The organism is Pseudanabaena yagii GIHE-NHR1 (assembly GCF_012863495.1).
GTDB lineage: Bacteria > Cyanobacteriota > Cyanobacteriia > Pseudanabaenales > Pseudanabaenaceae > Pseudanabaena > Pseudanabaena yagii.
Map to the genome: position 1 here is coordinate 347,977 of NZ_JAAVJL010000001.1, position 19,640 is coordinate 367,616.

General features: G+C 42.7%; 17 protein-coding genes and 1 tRNA gene. 6 read left to right on the forward strand and 12 right to left on the reverse strand.

The annotated features are described in order from the left end of the window. Positions 1 to 519: 519 nt before the first annotated feature. The 4 genes from HC246_RS01710 to HC246_RS01725 form a co-directional block, all read right to left on the reverse strand. Entirely contained in the window at positions 520 to 1,887 is a 1,368-nt protein-coding gene (locus HC246_RS01710) for a hypothetical protein (RefSeq protein ID WP_225902896.1), read from the reverse strand. Positions 1,888 to 2,241: 354 nt separating this feature from the next. Next, complete coding sequence (locus tag HC246_RS01715; RefSeq protein ID WP_169361878.1) at positions 2,242 to 2,799, reverse strand: hypothetical protein; 558 nt, start codon at positions 2,797 to 2,799, stop codon at positions 2,242 to 2,244. Positions 2,800 to 3,071: 272 nt separating this feature from the next. Further along, complete coding sequence (locus HC246_RS01720; RefSeq protein ID WP_169361879.1) at positions 3,072 to 3,224, reverse strand: hypothetical protein; 153 nt, start codon at positions 3,222 to 3,224, stop codon at positions 3,072 to 3,074. Positions 3,225 to 3,367: 143 nt separating this feature from the next. Then, positions 3,368 to 3,440 (reverse strand) — tRNA-Ala (locus HC246_RS01725). 397 nt (positions 3,441 to 3,837) lie between these two features. On the opposite strand from HC246_RS01725, the gene HC246_RS01730 reads away from it, so the two are divergent. The 4 genes from HC246_RS01730 (at position 3,838) to HC246_RS01745 (ending at position 10,218) form a co-directional block, all read left to right on the forward strand. Then, a complete protein-coding gene (locus tag HC246_RS01730) occupies positions 3,838 to 5,742 on the forward strand; it encodes a tetratricopeptide repeat protein (RefSeq protein WP_169361880.1) in 1,905 nt (634 codons plus the stop codon). A 191-nt stretch (positions 5,743 to 5,933) separates the two neighbouring features. Next, positions 5,934 to 9,293, forward strand: a complete 3,360-nt coding sequence (locus tag HC246_RS01735) for a leucine-rich repeat domain-containing protein (protein ID WP_169361881.1) — start codon at positions 5,934 to 5,936, stop codon at positions 9,291 to 9,293. A gap of 254 nt (positions 9,294 to 9,547) precedes the next feature. After that, positions 9,548 to 9,847, forward strand: a complete 300-nt coding sequence (locus tag HC246_RS01740; RefSeq protein WP_169361882.1) for a DUF433 domain-containing protein — start codon at positions 9,548 to 9,550, stop codon at positions 9,845 to 9,847. Further along, positions 9,847 to 10,218, forward strand: a complete 372-nt coding sequence (locus HC246_RS01745) for a DUF5615 family PIN-like protein (protein ID WP_169361883.1) — start codon at positions 9,847 to 9,849, stop codon at positions 10,216 to 10,218. The genes HC246_RS01740 and HC246_RS01745 overlap by 1 nt, the downstream gene beginning before the upstream one ends. Positions 10,219 to 10,261: 43 nt before the next feature. On the opposite strand, the gene HC246_RS01750 is transcribed toward HC246_RS01745, so the two are convergent. The 6 genes from HC246_RS01750 to HC246_RS26670 all read right to left on the reverse strand — a co-directional run bounded on the left by HC246_RS01750 (position 10,262) and on the right by HC246_RS26670 (position 15,323). Beyond that, positions 10,262 to 10,792 (reverse strand): hypothetical protein, encoded by a 531-nt coding sequence (locus HC246_RS01750; protein WP_169361884.1) that lies wholly within the window; start codon positions 10,790 to 10,792, stop codon positions 10,262 to 10,264. A gap of 20 nt (positions 10,793 to 10,812) precedes the next feature. Then, complete coding sequence (locus HC246_RS01755; protein ID WP_169361885.1) at positions 10,813 to 11,511, reverse strand: VIT1/CCC1 transporter family protein; 699 nt, start codon at positions 11,509 to 11,511, stop codon at positions 10,813 to 10,815. Positions 11,512 to 11,783: 272 nt separating this feature from the next. Beyond that, positions 11,784 to 12,332: a ribosome recycling factor gene (gene frr, locus HC246_RS01760; RefSeq protein ID WP_169361886.1), complete on the reverse strand. Its 549-nt coding sequence runs from the start codon at positions 12,330 to 12,332 to the stop codon at positions 11,784 to 11,786. Beyond that, positions 12,319 to 13,077, reverse strand: coding sequence for a UMP kinase (gene pyrH, locus HC246_RS01765; RefSeq protein ID WP_169361887.1), 759 nt, complete (start codon positions 13,075 to 13,077; stop codon positions 12,319 to 12,321). Before pyrH ends, frr begins: the two co-directional genes overlap by 14 nt. Before the next feature lie 145 nt (positions 13,078 to 13,222). After that, positions 13,223 to 14,119 carry a pentapeptide repeat-containing protein gene (locus tag HC246_RS01770; protein ID WP_169361888.1) on the reverse strand — a complete coding sequence of 299 codons (897 nt, stop codon included), beginning with the start codon at positions 14,117 to 14,119 and terminating at the stop codon, positions 13,223 to 13,225. 1 nt (position 14,120) lies between these two features. Further along, complete coding sequence (locus HC246_RS26670; RefSeq protein WP_169361889.1) at positions 14,121 to 15,323, reverse strand: pentapeptide repeat-containing protein; 1,203 nt, start codon at positions 15,321 to 15,323, stop codon at positions 14,121 to 14,123. 305 nt (positions 15,324 to 15,628) lie between these two features. Between HC246_RS26670 and cobA the strand changes: the two genes are divergently transcribed. Further along, a complete protein-coding gene (cobA, locus tag HC246_RS01780) occupies positions 15,629 to 16,417 on the forward strand; it encodes a uroporphyrinogen-III C-methyltransferase (protein ID WP_169361890.1) in 789 nt (262 codons plus the stop codon). Positions 16,418 to 16,451: 34 nt separating this feature from the next. After that, entirely contained in the window at positions 16,452 to 16,832 is a 381-nt protein-coding gene (locus tag HC246_RS01785; protein WP_169361891.1) for a HepT-like ribonuclease domain-containing protein, read from the forward strand. 43 nt (positions 16,833 to 16,875) lie between these two features. On the opposite strand, the gene HC246_RS01790 is transcribed toward HC246_RS01785, so the two are convergent. Beyond that, positions 16,876 to 17,688 (reverse strand): DUF429 domain-containing protein, encoded by an 813-nt coding sequence (locus tag HC246_RS01790; RefSeq protein ID WP_169361892.1) that lies wholly within the window; start codon positions 17,686 to 17,688, stop codon positions 16,876 to 16,878. A 66-nt stretch (positions 17,689 to 17,754) separates the two neighbouring features. Further along, complete coding sequence (locus tag HC246_RS01795) at positions 17,755 to 19,467, reverse strand: serine/threonine-protein kinase (RefSeq protein WP_169361893.1); 1,713 nt, start codon at positions 19,465 to 19,467, stop codon at positions 17,755 to 17,757. Positions 19,468 to 19,640: the final 173 nt, after the last annotated feature.

The window sequence follows — 19,640 nt, forward strand, 5'->3', positions numbered from 1 at the left end:
CCAAATGTGATATTTAATCTGATTTTGGACTACCAGTATATATTACCCGACTGTTGAGAATACAAGCTTCGGTTATCCGAAGCGATCACTAAAGCAGTAACAAATTCTACCTAAAGCTAGACTATTGCCCCACTTAGCGATCGCATTTTTTTCAAAAAATCACATTTCTTATCGTTTAATGGCTACTTAGGTTTTTGCGGATAAAAATGTCCCCCGAAGTTATCTAGCTTCGACTCCGCTCAGCTATAGTTGTTTTAAATAATTTGCAGAGGGGCTTCGACTCCGCTCAGCCATCGGTGTAAGCTAGCTGAGCAAAGTCGAAGCTGTAGTTCTTATTTGAATTATCTATAACGTTCGACTTCGCTCAGCTAACGTTGGCTGAGCGAAGTCGAAGCCACAGGTACTTTAATTAATAGCAAGTCCCTTAACAAAGGCGATCAAACATTTGCAGATTGAAATTTTTTTGAGGGGGGTTAAACACTGTGGCGCAAATGATTGTCCCCTAATCAAACTTCACCACTAATTGAGGTACTTAGCAACCTCATCAACTGTGATTGGTTCATTGGATGTACTGGGGACATCGACAACGATCAGAAATCCTTCAACTTTACCTTTGCCGACGGTATTTAAAGCATCAAGAATCTTGGGCATATCTGCCTTGATCAAACTTCCGCGCTGATCATAAAGTTCTAGAGCCGAGAGACAGCCTAAAGTCGCATTCCAATCAAAATATTTTGCCTTGACCACTTTATCTTTATTACGGAAGAAGTCGATCGCTGCACCACTGCCATGAATGCGAAATAGCGATCGCCCGACATTACCTGCCCAATAGCTTTGGAGAATGGGTTGATAGTTGCGCCATGTGGGAGGGAGGAGTGCTTGATAGGATTGGAGATTACCCGTGAATTTTCCTTTTTGATTGGGTAAAAAAGCCTGTACCCCATCCTCAAAAGGCATAAATAGATTCACCAATGAAAATTGTCCATAGGCGTGAAACAATTCATCATCGGGTTGCAAGGAGACTCCTTCCATGCGATAAATACCCTGCGGTGTGCGTCCATTGGTAAAGTACCAATCGAGATTTCGCAAGGATTGCAGTAATAGAGGAACTGACCAAAGTTGTTTACCTCGTTTTAGGAATTTCCCATTGCTATCCTTGACTATTGCTAAACATAAAACCTCGCGATTGGGACGGCAAAGAACATACATATGGGACTGTTGTGGCGCAATTTGCCATTTCAACAAATCCGCAAGATTGGGCATTGTGGAGCCTTGATTAGAGTTATCATTGCGGGCAGTTTGGATGGTTGCTCGTAAATGTAAGTCCTGCTGCCAATTGGGAAAACGTTGCTGAATTTTGAGAATGAGTTTGTCAAGCTGTGCCTTGCTAAGACTTTGAGCAGGATCGGTGGATTTAGCTAAAGCTGATAGTGATAGTGCTATCCATTGGGAATCGCTACTTTCATTGACTGTGCGGACAAAGTAGGGTTTGAGCTTGCCATATACCGCAGGTTTGAGGGTATATAGCTGCATCCCTACCTGCATTGCCGTATCGATGATGCCCTTTTGCGGATCGGTGAGATTCGGAGCCGTTGTCATCTGCAAAACATTGGCTAAGGCTTGTAAGGCATAGGTTTCTTCAGGTGCTAATACACCGATCGCCCATAGCGAGTCTTGCCAATGCTCAGAGTTACTGTCAATAATCGGATATTTTTTGAGATCAAATCTACTAGGATGCGCCTTTTGCTGTTGGTCTTGAATTTGGGCATTTCTGGCTGTCTCAGTGGCTTTGGGCTGATAGGAACGGATCGGCGGAGTCTGCGCCTTCGCCATTTGAGGTGAGGTAGAGGCGACAAAAAAGGCGATCGCTGCCAAAGCACTAGACATGAATTGATACATAGTTTCTCGAACCGCGCAATGTTCGTGTAATGTATCACAAACTTTTTTTCTAAAAAATAAAGAGATTACTTAATAGATGATTTTGCCTACGGCAAAATCAAATCCCAAAATCTTGAATATGTCTTGCTTTAGAAATGAGTATGTACTCATTTCTAAAATGTTATGTTGAGTATGGAGCTAAGGGAACTTGAATCCCTGCCCCCCTCAATTCCATTTAGTAATTGTTTGCAATCCTAATTTATGAAAATGCCTTAAAGCCATCACACAGTAAGCTTTATAGCTCTGTAATCATATAACCAATAAGTAGGCTAAATCAACTTTAGCATAGGTATTAGGCTAAATTTATCTCCTATCACGAATTAAATCTTCTGCTACCTTTTCCCATACCCATTGTTCACTTTTACCTTTATTTCGATTAGCTTCACCATCAAATAGTCTAAGTGCTAGATCCCTATTCCCATTTACTAAACTAGACACCTGAATAGGTATATACGTTGGTGAAACTATATTTGTGCTTACAGTTAGCTCTAAATGTCTTTTTCCTAGATCTCTAGCCATTGATACATAATTACCCTCTTGCACCTCTACTTTTTCTTGCACAGATGCAAAAGGAGGAGGGTTAAACGGTTTAGGCTTTACTGGACTAGGATTTAGATCTGTACCTGATTCAGGATTGTTATTGCTGTTATTGCTGCCTTTTCTCTGTAGCTGTATTCCGTAGCTAGCAGCTAGCTGTAGAGCCATTGCACTTAATAGCCTATCCCATTCAAATTTGTATCCCCTAATCCCTAAAGCTATTAACAGGACTACAGCACCTGACGCTAATCCTAAAAGGATCGATAAAAGCAAAAGCCTAAAGCTAAAAGCCTTTTGCTTTGTCTTACCTCTATTTCTTTTCACTTGATTATTTTTAAAAACTCACTTAACTATCACTATATCTAGTTTTGTGCTGATTTATGTTTATCAATTATTTCTTTGATAAATGGTTCTAAAGAAATAGGGTCACAGATACCTACCAGTATCCTTATCGCGATTATTGCGTCTATAAGTCGTTTTAGGTGGACTAGGTATAAACCAGCATCTAACCTGTCTTCTTTGTTTAGGAGTCAGAACTAAGTACACGCTTATAGCTATTAGCAACAAGCTTACAAAAAATACGGTTAATCCAGTGATCATTTATCCAATCCCTTGCTAGTTCTGTAGCTATCAATAATTTCTTTTTCGGTAAGAGTCAGAAAGTATTTGTATTCTCTCTTTTCACCGTCAAGTGGTTTCATACCAGCGTTTTCACGCTTACCACCTCTAGTATTTACCTTTTCACTCATAATTAACTGAAAGTGAAATATAAGCAAATAGCTCCATTGTTGTTTTTGATAGTCATAATCTAGAGATAGTCGTATGGTTTAACAACTACTCACTGATTAAGGCTAATTAAGGGCTAATTGCTTTACTTAAAAGCTGCAACCTATGGAGCTAAGGGAACTCGAATCCCTGACCCCCTCAATGCCATTGAGGTGCGCTACCAACTGCGCTATAGCCCCGAAATTTGATTTAGATGCTAATCAATTTATTAGCTTGTCTATAATCGCTCAAATTGGATTTTATGTCAAATGCGATCGCCTAAAAATTGCAAATCAAACCCCAAATAAGTGAAAGCGGCACTTCGTGCCGCCTTCACTTATTTGGGGTTTATGTCCTAAGCAATCCTTACATTGCTATAGCAGTCCTAAATCATTCGTAGATTTTTGGGTTTGTGGAAGCGCACCCCTTCGGGGTGCGCTTCCACAAACCATTTAGGATTGCTATATTGCCAAAATGATTGGCATTGTTAAGGGACATACAGGAAAATAAGGAACCGATTTTTGTGGCATGGCTTCGCCGAGCCATATAAATCGGTTCCTTGCGAACTAAACCTAAATAAAATAAAAAAACAAACATATGTCAGATCCCGTAAGCAAACCCCTCACTACCTATGAGCGCTACCTTATTTTCGTTGAGCGGATAATTCTCAACATAAATAATGGCAAATTGCTATCTAAAGAACATGTCTATCGCATTCTCAGTGACAGCTTAGAATCTGGCACAGGGGAAATTTTTGAGCGATCGCTTGCCGAACATAGCAATCTGTTGCAAGCAAATTTTGATGCTCAGACTGATACGGTCAAGCAAGCTAAGGCAACCCAAAGCCTGCGTGCCATGAAAATTCTCAAAGATGCTTGGGAGCAGTGGCAAACCAACTATCAAGTTCAGGATACCTGCACTAGGGGTTTACAGAGGATATTGGACGCTGAGGCGCAAGATCGCTTATTGGCTTTAATCCAAGTTCTTGACCCCAATCACACACCTGTCTTTGAACGTCAGCATCTTCAAATCCTTACGGAATTGTTGCAAAAAACTGCGGAGACATTAGCCGATGATTCGGAAGCTTTTCAATTGCGACAATTTGCGATCGGAATAACTCGCGGCTTAGCATCCTTTGACCTATTGGAAGGATTTCTCGTCAGTTGGCTCTATGAGTCACAGCGACAGGTGGGCTTTGAAAGGACAAAGGTAGCTGGTCCTTGGCAGATCTGGTCGCAACAGATTAATAGTCCATTACCCAAGGAGCTATTTGCAGGACAGGCTCTCAATCAGTCAGCAGCAGCGATCGCCCAATCGCAACGGAGCATCGATATTAGTGCTTGGGTGGAGTTATCAATTCTCTTGCGATATTTACAGAATGGGCTAGTGCGCTGGTTTGATCAGCAACCCTATGATGCAAAAGCAGGATTGCATATGACAGGTATTACCTTTGTTGCCTTTGCGATGATTTGGGGTGAACTCAGCAGTGGCTTCCAAAATGCTCAGAATTTATTAGAACGCGATCGCCAATATTTTGCCAAAATCTGCTTCCGTCTGAGTCTCCAAACTTTGCGAACCTTTGCTCAGCGTGAAAACTTTCCCCTCTATGGTGGTGTATTTGCGTCATTCTCAGGAGAAAGCTTCCGCGAAACGATTAACTATCTCGATCAACCTCTTAAGGAAGCAGAAAATACTCAAGAGAAAGCCCGTATCCTCACAGTATTAGGCTATTCCCAAGCTTGGATGGGGCAGCATAATCAGGCGATCGCACTGCATCAAGAGGCGCTAGCCCTTGCCCGTGAAGTTGGTGATCAACGCTGCGAAATTGCTAATCTCAATCATCTGAGTCGGATTAGCCTCATTCAAAAGGATTTCAGTAATAGTGAATCTCAAGCTCAGCGAGCGGTGATTTTAGCGCGGCAAAATGGAGATCGCCAAGGAGAGGCTAATGCTCTAGCAAATTTAGGCTATAGCGAAGTGATGCTGGCGCGGCAACAGGAATATGTGACTCCCGAAGAGATGGAAACACCAATCAATCATTTAGAACGTGGGCAAAAGCTATCTGAGAAATTGAATGATTTGCAAAATCAAGCTCTTTGCTGGGTAGGTTTGGGAACTGCCTATGTGGCGATCGAGCAACCACAGCAAGCTCAAATTCATTTAGAACAAGGCTTAGCCATCACTCAACAAATCGGCGATCGCGATTTACAAGCTCTCAGTCATGCCTATCTCGGTGAAACTTTCTATCAACTTAATCAACTAGAATATGCTACTTATCACGCTTGTTTAGGAATGTATTTGCTAGAGCAACGGCATAGCAAAGCATGGCAACAGTCCGCAGCTTTGGTCGTGATTTTGCAAGGGAAATTAGGCTCTGAGGCATTCTCTAATATTCTGCAACAAATGCGATCGCAGTTTATTGCTCTCATTGGTATTGATGGATTTGATCATTTGCCAAATTTAATTGAACGTTATCGACAAGGAGATATAAAAACATCTTAAAATCTTTTACAAAAGCAGAAACCGTCATAGTTGAATAGCTATGACGGTTTCTGCTTTTAAAATTCTATAGAAGATGCGATCGCTAAGCGTTGATACAAGGCTTCTAGTTATTTGTAAAGCAATGAGTTTTGTAAAAATCAGGTGATATTATGATGTTGTTGACTCAATCATACTTACCTAAGTATTAGCTCATGTCTTTGTCTCTGGTGGCTTTGAAGATTTTTGCTCCTGCGATCGCTAAAACTCTATTAGAGTCGTTTCATATTGAAACTAAACTATTGAATGCGGTATTGGAAGAGGTAATTGACAATACGAGTGAGGGTGTTTTGAGTTCTGTAGAGGCAAAGAAAGCTAATATCGATCAAATTGCGAAACAGCTTGCCAATGATATCAAGCCCTTATTTGAGCGAGAGGCTCAGAATTTACAGAGAGAGACTAAAAACGCCATTGTGATTTCGGTGGCAGAAACTTTGATTAAGGCGAGATTGTCGGCGGATACTTTGGCGGAGATGAATTTTGATGAGGAACGGCTTAAGGATTATTTGTTGGTGGTCTATCCAGAGGTATTAATAGGGTTTTCTGATAATGCAAAGTCTTTGTATCGGCAGGTAGTTGATTTAGCGAGCAAAAGATTGATTGCTTCGGCTGCCCAGATGCAAGGCTTTGCTTTGAGTGCGGCGGCGGTGACTTTACAGAGACTTGATGAGGTGTTGAGGCAGTTGGCGATCGCTCGCGAATTGGCGAATCAGGCGGCGGATGCGTATGCGAAGAATTATCGGCGCAAGGTTCAGGAGAAATTGGATAAATTAGAGGTGTTTGGATTAGATAGAATCGATAGTCTATCTAGACAGCAAAGCCTGAGTATGGCTTATATCAATCTATCGGCTAATTGTCCTCATGATGAGGATGAAGATGAAAAATCGCCTTTAATGCTGATGGGAGATGATCGCCTTGAGCATGAGTTAGGAAATCGGTCGAGAAGGGTTGATGAGGCTATTTATAATTGTCGGAGGTTGGTGATTCGTGGTAGTGCAGGGGCGGGGAAAAGTACGCTGTTACAATGGATTGCAGTACGGGCAGCAACTCAGACTTTTCCTGAAAACTTGCATCATTGGAATTGTAAGATTCCTTTCTTTATTCGCTTACGGGACTTAGTAGATGAGAAAGTCTCTGTTTCAGGGGAGGTTGCTAAACTTGAATTTCCTACACCAGAGGAGTTTACTAAATTTATTGCTAAGAATTATGCTGATGAGATGCCTAAAAGCTGGGTGCATCAATATCTCAAACGCGGACAGGCTCTAGTTTTAATTGATGGTGTAGATGAGTTGCCCCGACTACAGAGACAAGATTTTTTTGAGGCTCTGAAGGATTTAGTCAGCGATTTTGAGGAAGCTACTTTTATCGTTACATCCCGTCCTTCAGGATTAAAAAATATGCAGGGTGATGAATGGGAGGAATGGGAAGAGTGGGTTAGGTCGAATGGCTTCGCTACTTGGACATTGGAACCAATGAGCATCGCTAATATTGAGGAATTTGTGAAGCGGTGGCATGAGTCTTTGTCTCCTCATCGTGATGAAGATCTGACTCAACTCGCGACAAATTTAAAAACTCAGTTGCGCCAGCGTCCTGAATTGCGAAGACTGGCGGCGACTCCTTTGCTCTGTGCGATGATTTGCGCTTTACATCGCGATCGCCAAGAAAATTTACCAAATGCAAGACTTGTACTTTATCGCGATTGTATTGATATGCTGCTCAATCGGCGTGATCGCGGTCGCAGAATCCCTTTGGATGATACCTATCCACTAGGATTAGATGAAGAGGAAAAAATTGAGTTGCTTCAGGGGCTTGCTTTGAAGTTAATGCGGCTAAATCTCTCGACTTTAGAAGCGGAGCGCGTGGATCGCCATTTTCAGGGTGAATTGAGTAAGACAAGGTTATCTAAAAATATTACAGGTAGGCAGATTCGTGATCTTTTTGTGGATCGATCTGGTCTATTGCGGGAGCCATCGGTTAATCAAATTGATTTTGCCCATCGTACTTTTCAGGAATATTTAGCAGGGAAGGAGGCTCTAGCGGATGAAAGTTTAGAGGAACTATTGGGGCGTGCTACAGATGACCAATGGCGAGAGACGATTATTTTGACTGCGGGTTTAGCGCGTCCCAAGGAACGGGGGATGCTGTTAGATTCATTGATTAATCGCGGTAATAGCGAACCTGACAAACAGCAATATTTGCATTTATTAGCTGTTGCCTGTCTAGAAACCGCTACAACTGTTGATCCAGCAATACGCGAAAAGGTTTTAAGCTGTGCGAAAGCTATACTGCCTCCTAAAGATGATGATGAAGTCCCAATGTTTGCCGCGGTGGGTAATGAGATCATCCCGCTACTCAAATATGAATCTCATTATTCGGCTGAAGAAGCTTGTCGATGTATTAATGTTTTGGTTCAGATTGGTAATAGTGCTGCAATGTTAATGTTGGTGGACTATGCCAAAGCTCGATTTCAAGACGATTATGATAATTATTTGATAGGTCAAGAGATCAGTGAGGGATTTGATGTATTTGAGCAAAGCGCCTATATTTCTGAAGTGCTTACTCAGGTAAGTTTTTTGATGCTGAGCAATCCGCAAGTAACAGACTTATCTTTCTTGCGAGAATTGACTCAGCTAAATTTTTTGATGTTGAGCAACACACAAGTAACGGACGTATCTCCCTTGAGAGAATTGACTCAGCTAAATATTTTGATGTTGAGCAACACACAAGTAACGGACTTATCTCCCTTAAGAGATCTCACTCAGCTAAAAGACTTGTTGTTGGGCAACACGCAAGTAACGGACTTATCTTCCTTGAGTGTTATGACTCAGCTAAAAAGCTTGTATTTGAACCATATGCAAGTAACGGACTTATCTTCCTTGAGAGATCTCACTCAGCTAAATCGTTTGGATTTGAGCAACACGCAAGTAACGGACTTATCTCCCTTGAGAGATCTCACTCAGCTAAATCATTTGGATTTAAGAAATACGCAAGTAACGGACTTATCTTCCTTGAGTGTTATGACTCAGCTAAAAAGCTTGTATTTGAACCATATGCAAGTAACGGACTTATCTTCCTTGAGAGATCTCACTCAGCTAAATCGTTTGGATTTGAGCAACACGCAAGTAACGGACTTATCTCCCTTGAGAGATCTCACTCAGCTAAATCATTTGGATTTAAGAAATACGCAAGTAACGGACTTATCTCCCTTGAGTGTTCTCACTCAGCTAAATCGTTTGGATTTGAGCTACACGCAAGTAACGGACTTATCTCCCTTAAGTGTTCTCACTCAGCTAAATCGTTTGGATTTGAGCTACACGCAAGTAACGGACTTATCTCCCTTGAGTGTTCTCACTCAGCTAAAAGAATTGTATTTGAGCTACACGCAAATAACTGAGGTTCTACCTCTAAAAAATTTAACTAACCTTACAATTTACACGGGTAGTCGGGAAAAAATAGATCTTTGGAAATCTCAGGGTTTAAAAGTAGAAGACGATTATAGCGATATACCATTTTGAAATCTATATAGATTGGTGGACTTCCCGCGAGATAAGCGATCACCCATTTCTGTCTTGCTCAAATTTTGATGTTTGAGTCGATTACTTTTATCTACAATGTTCTGTTAGCGATCGCGATTGATGATGACAAAAGGCGATCGGCTTGCTAATTCGTAATGATAAATTTAAGTGAGCGATTTCTTTTATTGAGTAGCGATCTCTACTCACATGACAAGCATTGACTTATCATAAAGATAACAAAAAGGCTAAAGGATATGACAGCAACCATTATTGATATTGGCACATTCATCGTTCGCTCTCCTGACATTTGTGGTGATCGTCCTCGCATCGCAGGTACGCGCATTACAGTTGGACGCATCGCGACATTGTGGAAACAAGGTTTAACCCCTGAAGAAATAGCTGAAAACTGGGGATATCTCAGTATGGCGCAGGTCTATGCTGCACTCACTTACTATCATGCAAACCGTGAAGAAATCGAGCAAGCATTACGACGCGATCGGGAAGATTATGATCGCCTATATGCCGAACATCTTGCGACAAAGGTAATTGCATAATGGCTTCCATTCGCTTCTATCTAGATGAAGACAGCATGAATCGCTCATTACTAATAGCATTACGTCAAAGAGAAATTGATGTAACAACAGTAAGCGAAGTAAAAAGGGAAGGATTTTCTGATGAAGAACAATTACTATGGTCTACTCAAAACAATCGAGTTATTTGTACCTATAACATTCGCGACTTTAGCAAACTCCACAAGCAGACTTTAGCTAAAAATCAAGCTCATGCAGGGATAGTACTCATGCATCAAGACTTTTCGATTGGCGAAAGACTGTATGGATTATCTGTACTTGCTGCTTCATTTACCGCAGAAGAAATGCTAAATCAAATGACATTCTTAAGTAATTATCTAAAAAATAATGTCTGATAAGCGATAAGGGTCTGTTAGCGATCACACTTAAATTAATCATTTAACTAATATTTAGAACCTCTGAGATTAAGCCAATATTCCAATTTTGAATCCCTAATAGGGAAGGATCTTCAGGATGGATTGTATTAATTAAAGTGACTCTAGGATCTAGTTTTGCCCAAGTCATAGCAGATTGAGAAAAGCCATCTTCAATCCAGACGATTTTTGGAGTATTACCAGAATGATAGAGAACAGCGATAGTCTTGCTATCCTCGATTTCATCAAGATTAAGCTGTTTGCCATAGCGTCCCATCACATATCTCGCCTTCGCGAAATCAATCGGATAGCCCACAGTCCAAGGCGCAATCCCAGCCCAGCGATTCCAAATATTGGAATGCTCTCGCCAACCTGATGACATCCAAAACGGCTTGATATGTTCTGCGCGATCTACAGCATGGAGAAAAGGCTGCACATAGGGCGATGGGGAACCCCGCAAATCTCTACCTTGATATGTCCCAAGAAACTGCGAGTCAGCATTAACGCTTGTATTCACTACGCCATCAATATCTAGGAAGAGAAAGACAGTTTCCATAGGTTCATATCCATTGTTAATTAATGCGAGATTGCTTTAGCAATAAAGAAAGCTGCTGCCGCCGCAATTCCCCCAATTAACACAGTCTGAATGGCACTGCGGATCGGCGTTGTCCCTGTAAATCTGCCCTTCACATAGCCAAAGGCAGCCAGAGCAATATGCGTGATCACAATCGAACCAATAAAAGCAGTATGCAGATCACGATTTAAAAAGTAAGGCAATAAGGGAATTAGACCGCCAACCAAATAGGCACTAGCGATCGTCATCGCACTAGTGACAGCCCGCTTAGGATGGGGTTTTTCTAATCCCAACTCAAAGCGCATCATGAAATTGACAAAGCTTTCGGGATTATTGAGTAGAGCTTTGCTAATGACTGCACTCTCTGATTCTGAAACTCCGTAGGACTGGAAGATTTCCATAACCTCGGCAACTTCAGTCATCGGGACTTCCTTCACTTCGAGATATTCGCGCTCCAGTTCACTTTCATAATGTTCCGCTTCTGTTCTTGCCGCGAGATAGCCCCCTAACCCCATCGCGATCGCCCCTGCGACGATTTCGGCTAAACCTGCTGTAACCACAATTGATGTGGAGGCAACTGAGCCAGATAAGCCCGCCGCTAATGCAAAGGGTACGGTCAAGCCATCCGACATGCCAATGACAATATCACGGACAAACTCGCTAGATGAAAAGTGGTACTCATAGTGGGGTTTTGTTTTCATGACGCTCGGAAAGTGTTTATAGGCGATCGCTTCTAGAACCTAGTCTGATAGCCAAGTGGTTCATGATTCTTAAAAAATAACGAATCTATCATCCTATTTTATCACTACAGAATCTACAGGCTTTGACATAACCAGAACAAAAAGTGGGGCGCACGCGCAGCGTGCGCCCCACTTTTGTTTTTTGTCTAGATGAATTTTTAAAGATCTTGCGAAGCGCGCTTTTTGGATACAATCTAAAAATTAAAGGCGACGCATTGCGTCGCCTTTAATTTTTAGATTGTGGTAATTTCTTTTTCTTTTTCGGCAGTTACTTTATCGATATTCTTAACGAACTTTTCTGTTAACTTATCCACTTGCTCTTGTTGGCTTTTGGAATCATCTTCAGAAATTTCTTTTGCCTTTTCTAGCTTGCGAATTGAGTCGATCGCATCACGTCGCACATTCCGAATCGCAACTTTGCCTTCCTCGGCGAGCTTGGCAACCATCTTTACCAACTCCTTACGGCGATCGGTAGTTAAAGGCGGAATATTTAAGCGAATGCTTGTGCCGTCATTGTTTGGGGTTAGCCCAATATCAGACTCAGAAATTGCCTTTTCGATCGCCCGCATCGTCGAACGATCAAAGGGCTGAATTTGTAGGGTGCTGGCATCAGGCGAAGAGATACTTGCCAACGCCTTGAGATGTGTTTCTGCACCGTAATATTCCACCGTAATCCGATCCAACAGCGAAGCATTTGCACGCCCCGTTCGCACAGTATTGAAATTGTGCTGGGTCGCTTCTACAGCTTTCTGCATTCGCGCCTCAACATCAGTTAATTTCACAGGAACCTCCAACATAAGTACCAATCGATTCTCCCATGACGACGCGACGAATGTTACCTGTTACACCCAGATCAAACACAATAATTGGGATGCCATTTTCTTTACAGAGGGCAAAGGCTGTGGCATCCATGACACGTAGATCATTGATGAGAGCATGATCAAAACTGACCGACTGAAAACGTTTTGCCTTAGGATTTTTCTTGGGATCGCTGTCATAAATCCCATCAACCTTAGTTGCTTTTAGGATGACATCGGCATTAATTTCAGCTCCCCGTAAAGCGGCAGTTGTGTCAGTGGTGAAATAGGGATTACCTGAGCCTGCGCCAAAAATAACCACCCGATTGTTTTCAAGGTGGCGAATAGCGCGGCGGCGAATATAGGGTTCGGCGATCTCTTGCATGGCGATCGCGGACATTACTCTGGTGGGAATCGGCTCATCTAAATGTTCAAAGGCATCCTGTAAGGTTAGGGCGTTCATCACGGTGGCGATCATGCCAATATAGTCAGCCGTGGCTCGATCCATACCCTTATCCGCCCCGTTAATACCCCTAAAGATATTACCACCACCGACAACGATCGCTACCTCGATGCCATCGCGGACAATTTCCGCAACCTGTAAAGCAATGTCTTGGACAACCTCAGGATCAATCCCAAAACTGCGATCGCCCATCAGCGCTTCGCCACTGAGTTTTAATAAAATACGTTTGTATTTTGGCACTTCTTGCTGGGTATTTACTGCGTTCATGTTTCATTCCTAATCGTTAATTTGCTGAGCATTCTTATGAGCGATCGCTTTTGATAGTTTGCTCTCTACTAGATTCAGACGTATCTACATACGTTTGCGGTTTCTACGGCAAATGGCGTAACTTAAATAACTTTATGTAATTTGCTTAATCTGCTGCATATTCGGGACGATGATCAACATCATCTTCAATGGCTTGCAGAGATGCATTGGCAAAATCTGTGCAATTTAAGTTAGTACCATTGAGATTAGTTCTTAGTAAAAATGCACCTTTAAAATTAGCTTTATAGCAATTAGATTTACTAAGGTTTGCGCCTTCAAGATTTGCCCTACCTAACTGAGTATCGATCAGAAATGCTCCATTAAGATCAGCATCCTGAAGATTGGCATCATTAAGATTCGCGCCACTTAGATTTGCTCCACTAAGATCCGCTTTTGACAACAAAGCATCACTGAGATTAGCTGCATACAAATTTGCATGGGAAAGATCAGATGCAGAGAAATTTGCATGACTAAGATTCGTTTCACTAAAACTTGCCCCACTTAGATTAGCGCCTTGAAGATTCGCTCCGTTTAATTTTGCCCCATCTAAGTTCGCTCCTTTCAAAAATGCTTCCGTGAGATTTGCACCTTCTAGATTGGCTCCAACAAGAGACACACAACTTAAATTTGCTCCCGTCAAGTCAGCATTTACTAAACTTGCAGCATTGAGATTAGCACCAGTTAAATCAGCATCTTTTAGATTTGTCCTTTCCAAACTAGCACCATGCAAATCAGCCTTAATCAGACTAGCACCATTTAGATCCGCCTCACAGAGATTTGCATCACTCAAACTTGCCCGATATAGAACCGCTGTATGCAATTTTGCGCCATACAAATTGGCTTCATTTAAAGTGCTTGCCGATAGGTTTGTGTCACTCAAATCAGCATTATTTAGATCGATCGCGGTTAAACCTGCACCACTGAGATTTTCACCACTGAGATCTATTTCACTAAAATCTCGAAAACCCTTGTTATAGCGATCGACTAGTTCTCTAGCTTTCATGTTACTTATCCGTCGGTAAAATCGCACCAGTCATATTTGCTCCGTCTAAATTTGTCCACAGCATGAAAGCTCCTTTCAAATTTGTCCACAGCATAAATGCTCCTTTAAGATTTGCCCCTGTCAAGCTAGCTCTCGTGAGATTAGCGCGATTGAGATTAGCGCGATTTAAACTAGCTCCGTTGAGGACAGCTTCATCAAGGTTTGCACCAGTTAGATTTGCCTCATTTAGAATCGCATTATGTAAATTGGTACGAATTAAATAAGCACCTCGTAGATCGACATTGCTCAGATCTGCGCCGCTTAAGCTCGCCCCCATCAAGTTTGCACCGCTCAAATTTGCGCCACTGAGGTTGGCATTAGACAGATTGACCCCATTGAGATTTGCGCCACTGAGGTTGGCTTTCATCAAAAAAGCCCCCGTGAGATTTGTCCAACTCAAGTCCGCATCGACTAGATTTGCCTCGTTCAGATTTGCCCAGCTCAGATCAGAACCAACGAGATTGGCTTTTTCTAGGTTTGTACCTTGCAAATTTGCCCAACCTAAGTTGGCGCGACTTAGCGATCCGCCACTCAAATTCGCATGGACAAGATCGACCGCATTGAGGTTAGCCTCGTTGAGAATTGCGCCACATAAATCAACGTCATGCAACTCTGCCCCTGTGAGATTAGCTTCAGTAAGATCGACATTCATCAAGCAAGCTTGGCTGAGATTTGCACCACTGAGATTTGCCTTGATCATCAATGCGCCCGTAAAGTCTGAACTGCTGAGATCTGCTCCCAATAGATTGGCTTCGATAAAAAATGTACCATTCAGTTTCGCTTGACTCAAATTTGCACCATTGAGACAGGCTCCCGTTAAGGTAGCAAGACTGAGATCGGCATTCACTAAAGAGGCGCTAGTGAGATTTGCACCATTAAGATTTGCTGCAACTAAATATGCATCATTGAGGCAAGCTCGTTGTAGATCCGCCTTGATTAGCAATGCAGAAGTTAGATTTGCTTCGGTCAGATTCGATTCGATAAGATGTGCGTGATTGAGATCGGCTCCATGCAGGAATGCGCCTGTCAGATTCGCTTTGGAAAGCATCGCATCTGCAAGTTTGGCATTGCTGAGATTCACGCGCTTAAGATCCGCCCCCTTGAGGTTGATTCCTTCTAGACTAGATTTGGTAAGATTTGCTTTGGTAAAGTCGGTAAGATTCACGCCTGCCTCATTTTGATTCGTTGTACTCGTTACATTTCAAGAAGAGCTTTAAGCATATAAATATTTCATGACGAGATTGCATGACAAGATTAACCAGAAGTTCCATCAGGATTCCTGAAATAGTTTCTTCTCCTTGATCTGGCTTGACAAGATGGCTGCGTCTCAACCTAATACAATTAGAATACATGAGGAAAATGGTGATGAGATCGCCTTGCAATATTTGGCTTAGATATCCAGCATTCTTGAGAATCACATCTGTAGGGTTGGCTAAGTAAGATTGCCTCGCTATATATAAAATGCTCACGATGGTAGATACAGATATAAATACAGATCAGTCTTTGGTAGAAGAATTCCAGCCACCTACTTTGGGTAAGGTCTATTTAGTTGGGGCGGGACCTGGAGATGCGGGTTTGATGACGCTAAAGGGGAAAGCACTTTTAGAGACCTGTGATGTGGTGCTATACGATGCTTTGGTCAGTGATGAAATTCTTGCCATGATTAATCCGATCGCTGAAAAAATCCATGCAGGGAAGCGACGTGGTAATCATTCGTTATTACAGGAGGAAACTACGCAGCTATTAATCGAAAAGGCTCAAAGTCATGCGAGTGTCGTGCGGCTGAAGGGGGGCGATCCATTCATTTTTGGGCGCGGTGGGGAAGAGTTGGCAGATTTGCGAGCAGCAGGGATTGAGGTGGAGATTGTCCCTGGGATTACCTCAGGGATTGCGGCTCCCGCCTATGCAGGGATTCCCCTCACCCATCGCGATTTTAGTTCGTCAGTAATTTTTGTCACGGGGCATGAGTCCGCAGGAAAATATCGTCCACAGGTACAGTGGACAGCGATCGCACAAGCTGCCGAAACGATTGTGGTCTATATGGGGCTACATAATTTGGCGGAAATTGTGACCAAATTAAACTTAGCTGGTTTACCTGATTTCACGCCTGTAGCCTTAATTCGACAGGGGACGCGCACCGATCAGTCAGAGTTAATTGGCTGTTTGGGTAACATTGTCGGATTGGTACAGGAGGCAAAATTTGCGCCACCTGCGATCGCAGTTATAGGCAATATTGTCAATTTTCGGGATTGCTGCTGAATGTTAAACTAGTTTTTTTAAAGGAAAAAAGCTAATGGCAACCAGTGAAGTGAGTATTCCTGCTGAAATAGATAACAACAAACATCGTCTTGAAGTTCAAATACACGACATCTTAGAGGCACTTACAGCAACTGAGTCGTTTGTAGCGGGGATAGATTTTCTAGACTTTAGTCGCGATCAAAAGACAATTTTTGCAGTAGAACGGGCAATCAGCATCATCGGGGCAACATCAAGGCGTTTACCAATTAGTTTTATGGATCGATATCCCGAAATTAATTGGCGCAGCTTGACTAGCATCGGTGATAGTTTGATGTTTGGCTATTTAGAAGTTGACTTGAATACTTTGTGGAAGTTAGCGCAGCAGGATGTCCCTTTTATCAAAGAACAGATGAAAAAGGCGATCGCTAATTTGTAGAATTAGAGAGAATGCACCCCAAAGGGTCGTGCTCTCTCTAATTCTATAGCTTGCCGCAAATCCATCCCTCAAGGCGATCGCAATTATTAGGAATGCCATAATTTGGCTGTCGAGATGTCCATGCTGTTTGAATTGCGGCAAGTACAGCATCTAATGTGTCACCAGATGGATCGTGATCGCATTCCCATGCGAGCTGATCATTGATATTTAGGCTCAATCCATAGGTCTCGGCAAAGTTTGGCGATCGCAAGTAATTCATAATTGCTTGGCGACCTAATTGCATTTCTCTAGTTTGCTTGTGCTTATCATCGGATTTATAGCTTTGTTTACCAATGATCGCTTTTGCCATGAGGGCGGGATAAATCTCGATAACGATATGTGGATCATCCGTGGGATGGCAAGGCAAAATGCTAAAACCTGCTGCGAGCATCCTCGGCGCACCTTCAAAAAACATCTTGCCCACAGGCACGCCATAGACCTTCATCGGACTAATTGCGCCTGCGAGGCGGTCAGTTTGCCTTAAATGTTCGCGATCGCCATTGGCACGACCTTGCCGATATTGATTTAAAGTTTCTACAAATTCTGGTTTAGACATCCGTCCTACGAACTTGACATATTCTGCCCAAGTTTTGCCCCATTGCAGATTTTCTACCAGTTTGCGTGGTTGACCAAGGGGGAAATCGACACCTGCAATCCAAGATGGCGATCGCTGTAAAAATTCCATCCAAGTAGGAAAGTTGGTAAAGCGCTCAATCCTCTCAACTTGCAAAACTATATCATCGAGCCAAGCCTCCGCACAGACAATCGTCTTAGCTTTACTAGGTGCACTCGTAAAATCAATTCCATATATTTTCATGTATACAGTCCATTTTTGAAAGCACAGCTTTGCCGTACTTTCAAAATTTTCTCTAGGCTGGATGTTCTATCTATTCCTAACTTTAATTTCTATTTGTGCTGGTGCTTGGGATGGCGTTGCGGATGGCGTAGGTGGCGTAGGTGCACCTGTAGCTGGAGTAGGTACACCTGATGGAGATGCAAGGGGAGTAGGAGGTGCTGCGATCGCCTTATCCTTTAGTGCGACTTTTAACTGATAGGGAGTCTCAGGCGCACCTGCAATAACTCTTAGCTGAACCAAATATGTACCATCCGCTGGGATATCTAATTCTGTACTTGGCACATTGACCGTACCAGGTATCCCCACTCCCTGCTCATTCAAGATACTCAGTAATACTCCATTCCCTGTAACTGTCGCACTCAGCAATTGTCCAGCCTTAGCCGTAATCTTGTAGGCATGAACTGCATTCCCCGATATTTTGTTAGGAATCACTAACGATTCCTTATTTGCCTCCACTGTAAGTACCTGATTCACCGCTTCTGGATTGGGGTTAGTAGTAGCAATAGGATTTGTTGGTTCGGTAGAAATTGGCTTAGGGATAGGAGGCGCATTATTGACAATTACCGATTGCTGATTATTCCGCATCATTGCTGGCAGGGCAAATGCAGCAATTACGGCAACTAAAGCTAAAAGCCCCCCAAACAAAAATAGGACTCCAGAGTTAGAACTAGATGATGGAGATGCTGATACAGTGCGGCGCGTTGATGGGCGATCGCTAATGGACTTGGAACCATTATTAGAGAGGGCTAGGCGACTGGACTCAGTAAGAATGGTTGATCTGACGATCTTGCTGGTAGTAGCTTGGCGCTCAACTTCAGTCATCGTCGCAAATGTAGTAATACCTTGATTGACTTCACGCACCGACTGATAGCGTTGAGTGTAGTGATAGCGCACCATTCTTGTTAAAACCATAGCTAAGCCATTGCTCACCTTCGCTTTGTCCCGCCACACTAATTCGCCTGTAGATGGATCTGTGGGTAAGTCCGTGGGGGCATAGCCCGTGAGCGCCTTAATCGCTACCATGCCTAATGCGTAGATGTCACTACTGTAATTCGGGCGACCTGCACATTGCTCACTAGGCATATAGCCAGGTGTCCCAATCGTTACAGTGAAGCGTGACTCGCCTTTTTCATCGGCTGTCAATTTTGTATTAGCATCCTGCATCGCTCTGACTGCGCCAAAGTCAATGAGGACAATTTTTTGATCTTTCTTACGGCGAATTAAATTATCTGGCTTGATGTCGCGGTGAATTACGCCTTCAGAATGAACAAACTCTAAAACTTCCAGAACATCTTTTAAGATCTTGAGGACTTCAACTTCACCAAGCTGCTTATCTCTGGGGGGAGCATCAATATTTTGTAGTTCCTCAAGAATCTGTTCTTGGGTCTGATGATCGAGGTCGGATACTTCGGGCAGAGGGGCTTTTAATTCGTCATAGAGCGATCGCCCTTCGATAAATTCCTGAACCAAGAAAAACTGTTTATCTTCCTCAAAATAGGCAAGCAACTGCGGAATTTGATCATGCTTTCCTAGTTTTTCGAGGGTTTCGGCTTCAGTGTTAAATAGCCGCCTTGCTTCACGAATAAAGTTAGGATCATCACTAGCAGGCTTGAGTTGTTTGACGACACAGGGGGGCGAACCCGGACGACGCATATCCCTAGCGATGAAGGTCTGCCCGAAACCTCCCGCACCGATTTTTTTAATTAATTTATAACGTCCGTCGAGTACTTTGGCTGGCATGGCGATCGCCTCTTTAGTTATGAGCTAAGGATATATGAGGGCATCTTACTAATTTTATAATTTCTAATCTTATAATTTTACGGTTCTACGTTTCATTCTTTCGTAGACTGGAAAAGCTGTAAGAAACTGATAATGAGAATTCTGGATTTGATAGTTGTCATATTATAAATAGC

Coding starts and splice junctions, on each gene's coding strand:
- HC246_RS01710 (WP_225902896.1), bottom strand. CDS start 1,887: ATGTCTAGTGCTTTGGCAGCGATCGCCTTTTTTGTCGCCTCTACCTCA.
- HC246_RS01720 (WP_169361879.1), bottom strand. CDS start 3,224: ATGAGTGAAAAGGTAAATACTAGAGGTGGTAAGCGTGAAAACGCTGGT.
- HC246_RS01730 (WP_169361880.1), top strand. CDS start 3,838: ATGTCAGATCCCGTAAGCAAACCCCTCACTACCTATGAGCGCTACCTT.
- HC246_RS01735 (WP_169361881.1), top strand. CDS start 5,934: ATGTCTTTGTCTCTGGTGGCTTTGAAGATTTTTGCTCCTGCGATCGCT.
- HC246_RS01740 (WP_169361882.1), top strand. CDS start 9,548: ATGACAGCAACCATTATTGATATTGGCACATTCATCGTTCGCTCTCCT.
- HC246_RS01745 (WP_169361883.1), top strand. CDS start 9,847: ATGGCTTCCATTCGCTTCTATCTAGATGAAGACAGCATGAATCGCTCA.
- HC246_RS01750 (WP_169361884.1), bottom strand. CDS start 10,792: ATGGAAACTGTCTTTCTCTTCCTAGATATTGATGGCGTAGTGAATACA.
- HC246_RS01755 (WP_169361885.1), bottom strand. CDS start 11,511: ATGAAAACAAAACCCCACTATGAGTACCACTTTTCATCTAGCGAGTTT.
- pyrH (WP_169361887.1), bottom strand. CDS start 13,077: ATGAACGCAGTAAATACCCAGCAAGAAGTGCCAAAATACAAACGTATT.
- HC246_RS01770 (WP_169361888.1), bottom strand. CDS start 14,119: ATGAAAGCTAGAGAACTAGTCGATCGCTATAACAAGGGTTTTCGAGAT.
- cobA (WP_169361890.1), top strand. CDS start 15,629: ATGGTAGATACAGATATAAATACAGATCAGTCTTTGGTAGAAGAATTC.
- HC246_RS01785 (WP_169361891.1), top strand. CDS start 16,452: ATGGCAACCAGTGAAGTGAGTATTCCTGCTGAAATAGATAACAACAAA.
- HC246_RS01790 (WP_169361892.1), bottom strand. CDS start 17,688: ATGAAAATATATGGAATTGATTTTACGAGTGCACCTAGTAAAGCTAAG.
- HC246_RS01795 (WP_169361893.1), bottom strand. CDS start 19,467: ATGCCAGCCAAAGTACTCGACGGACGTTATAAATTAATTAAAAAAATC.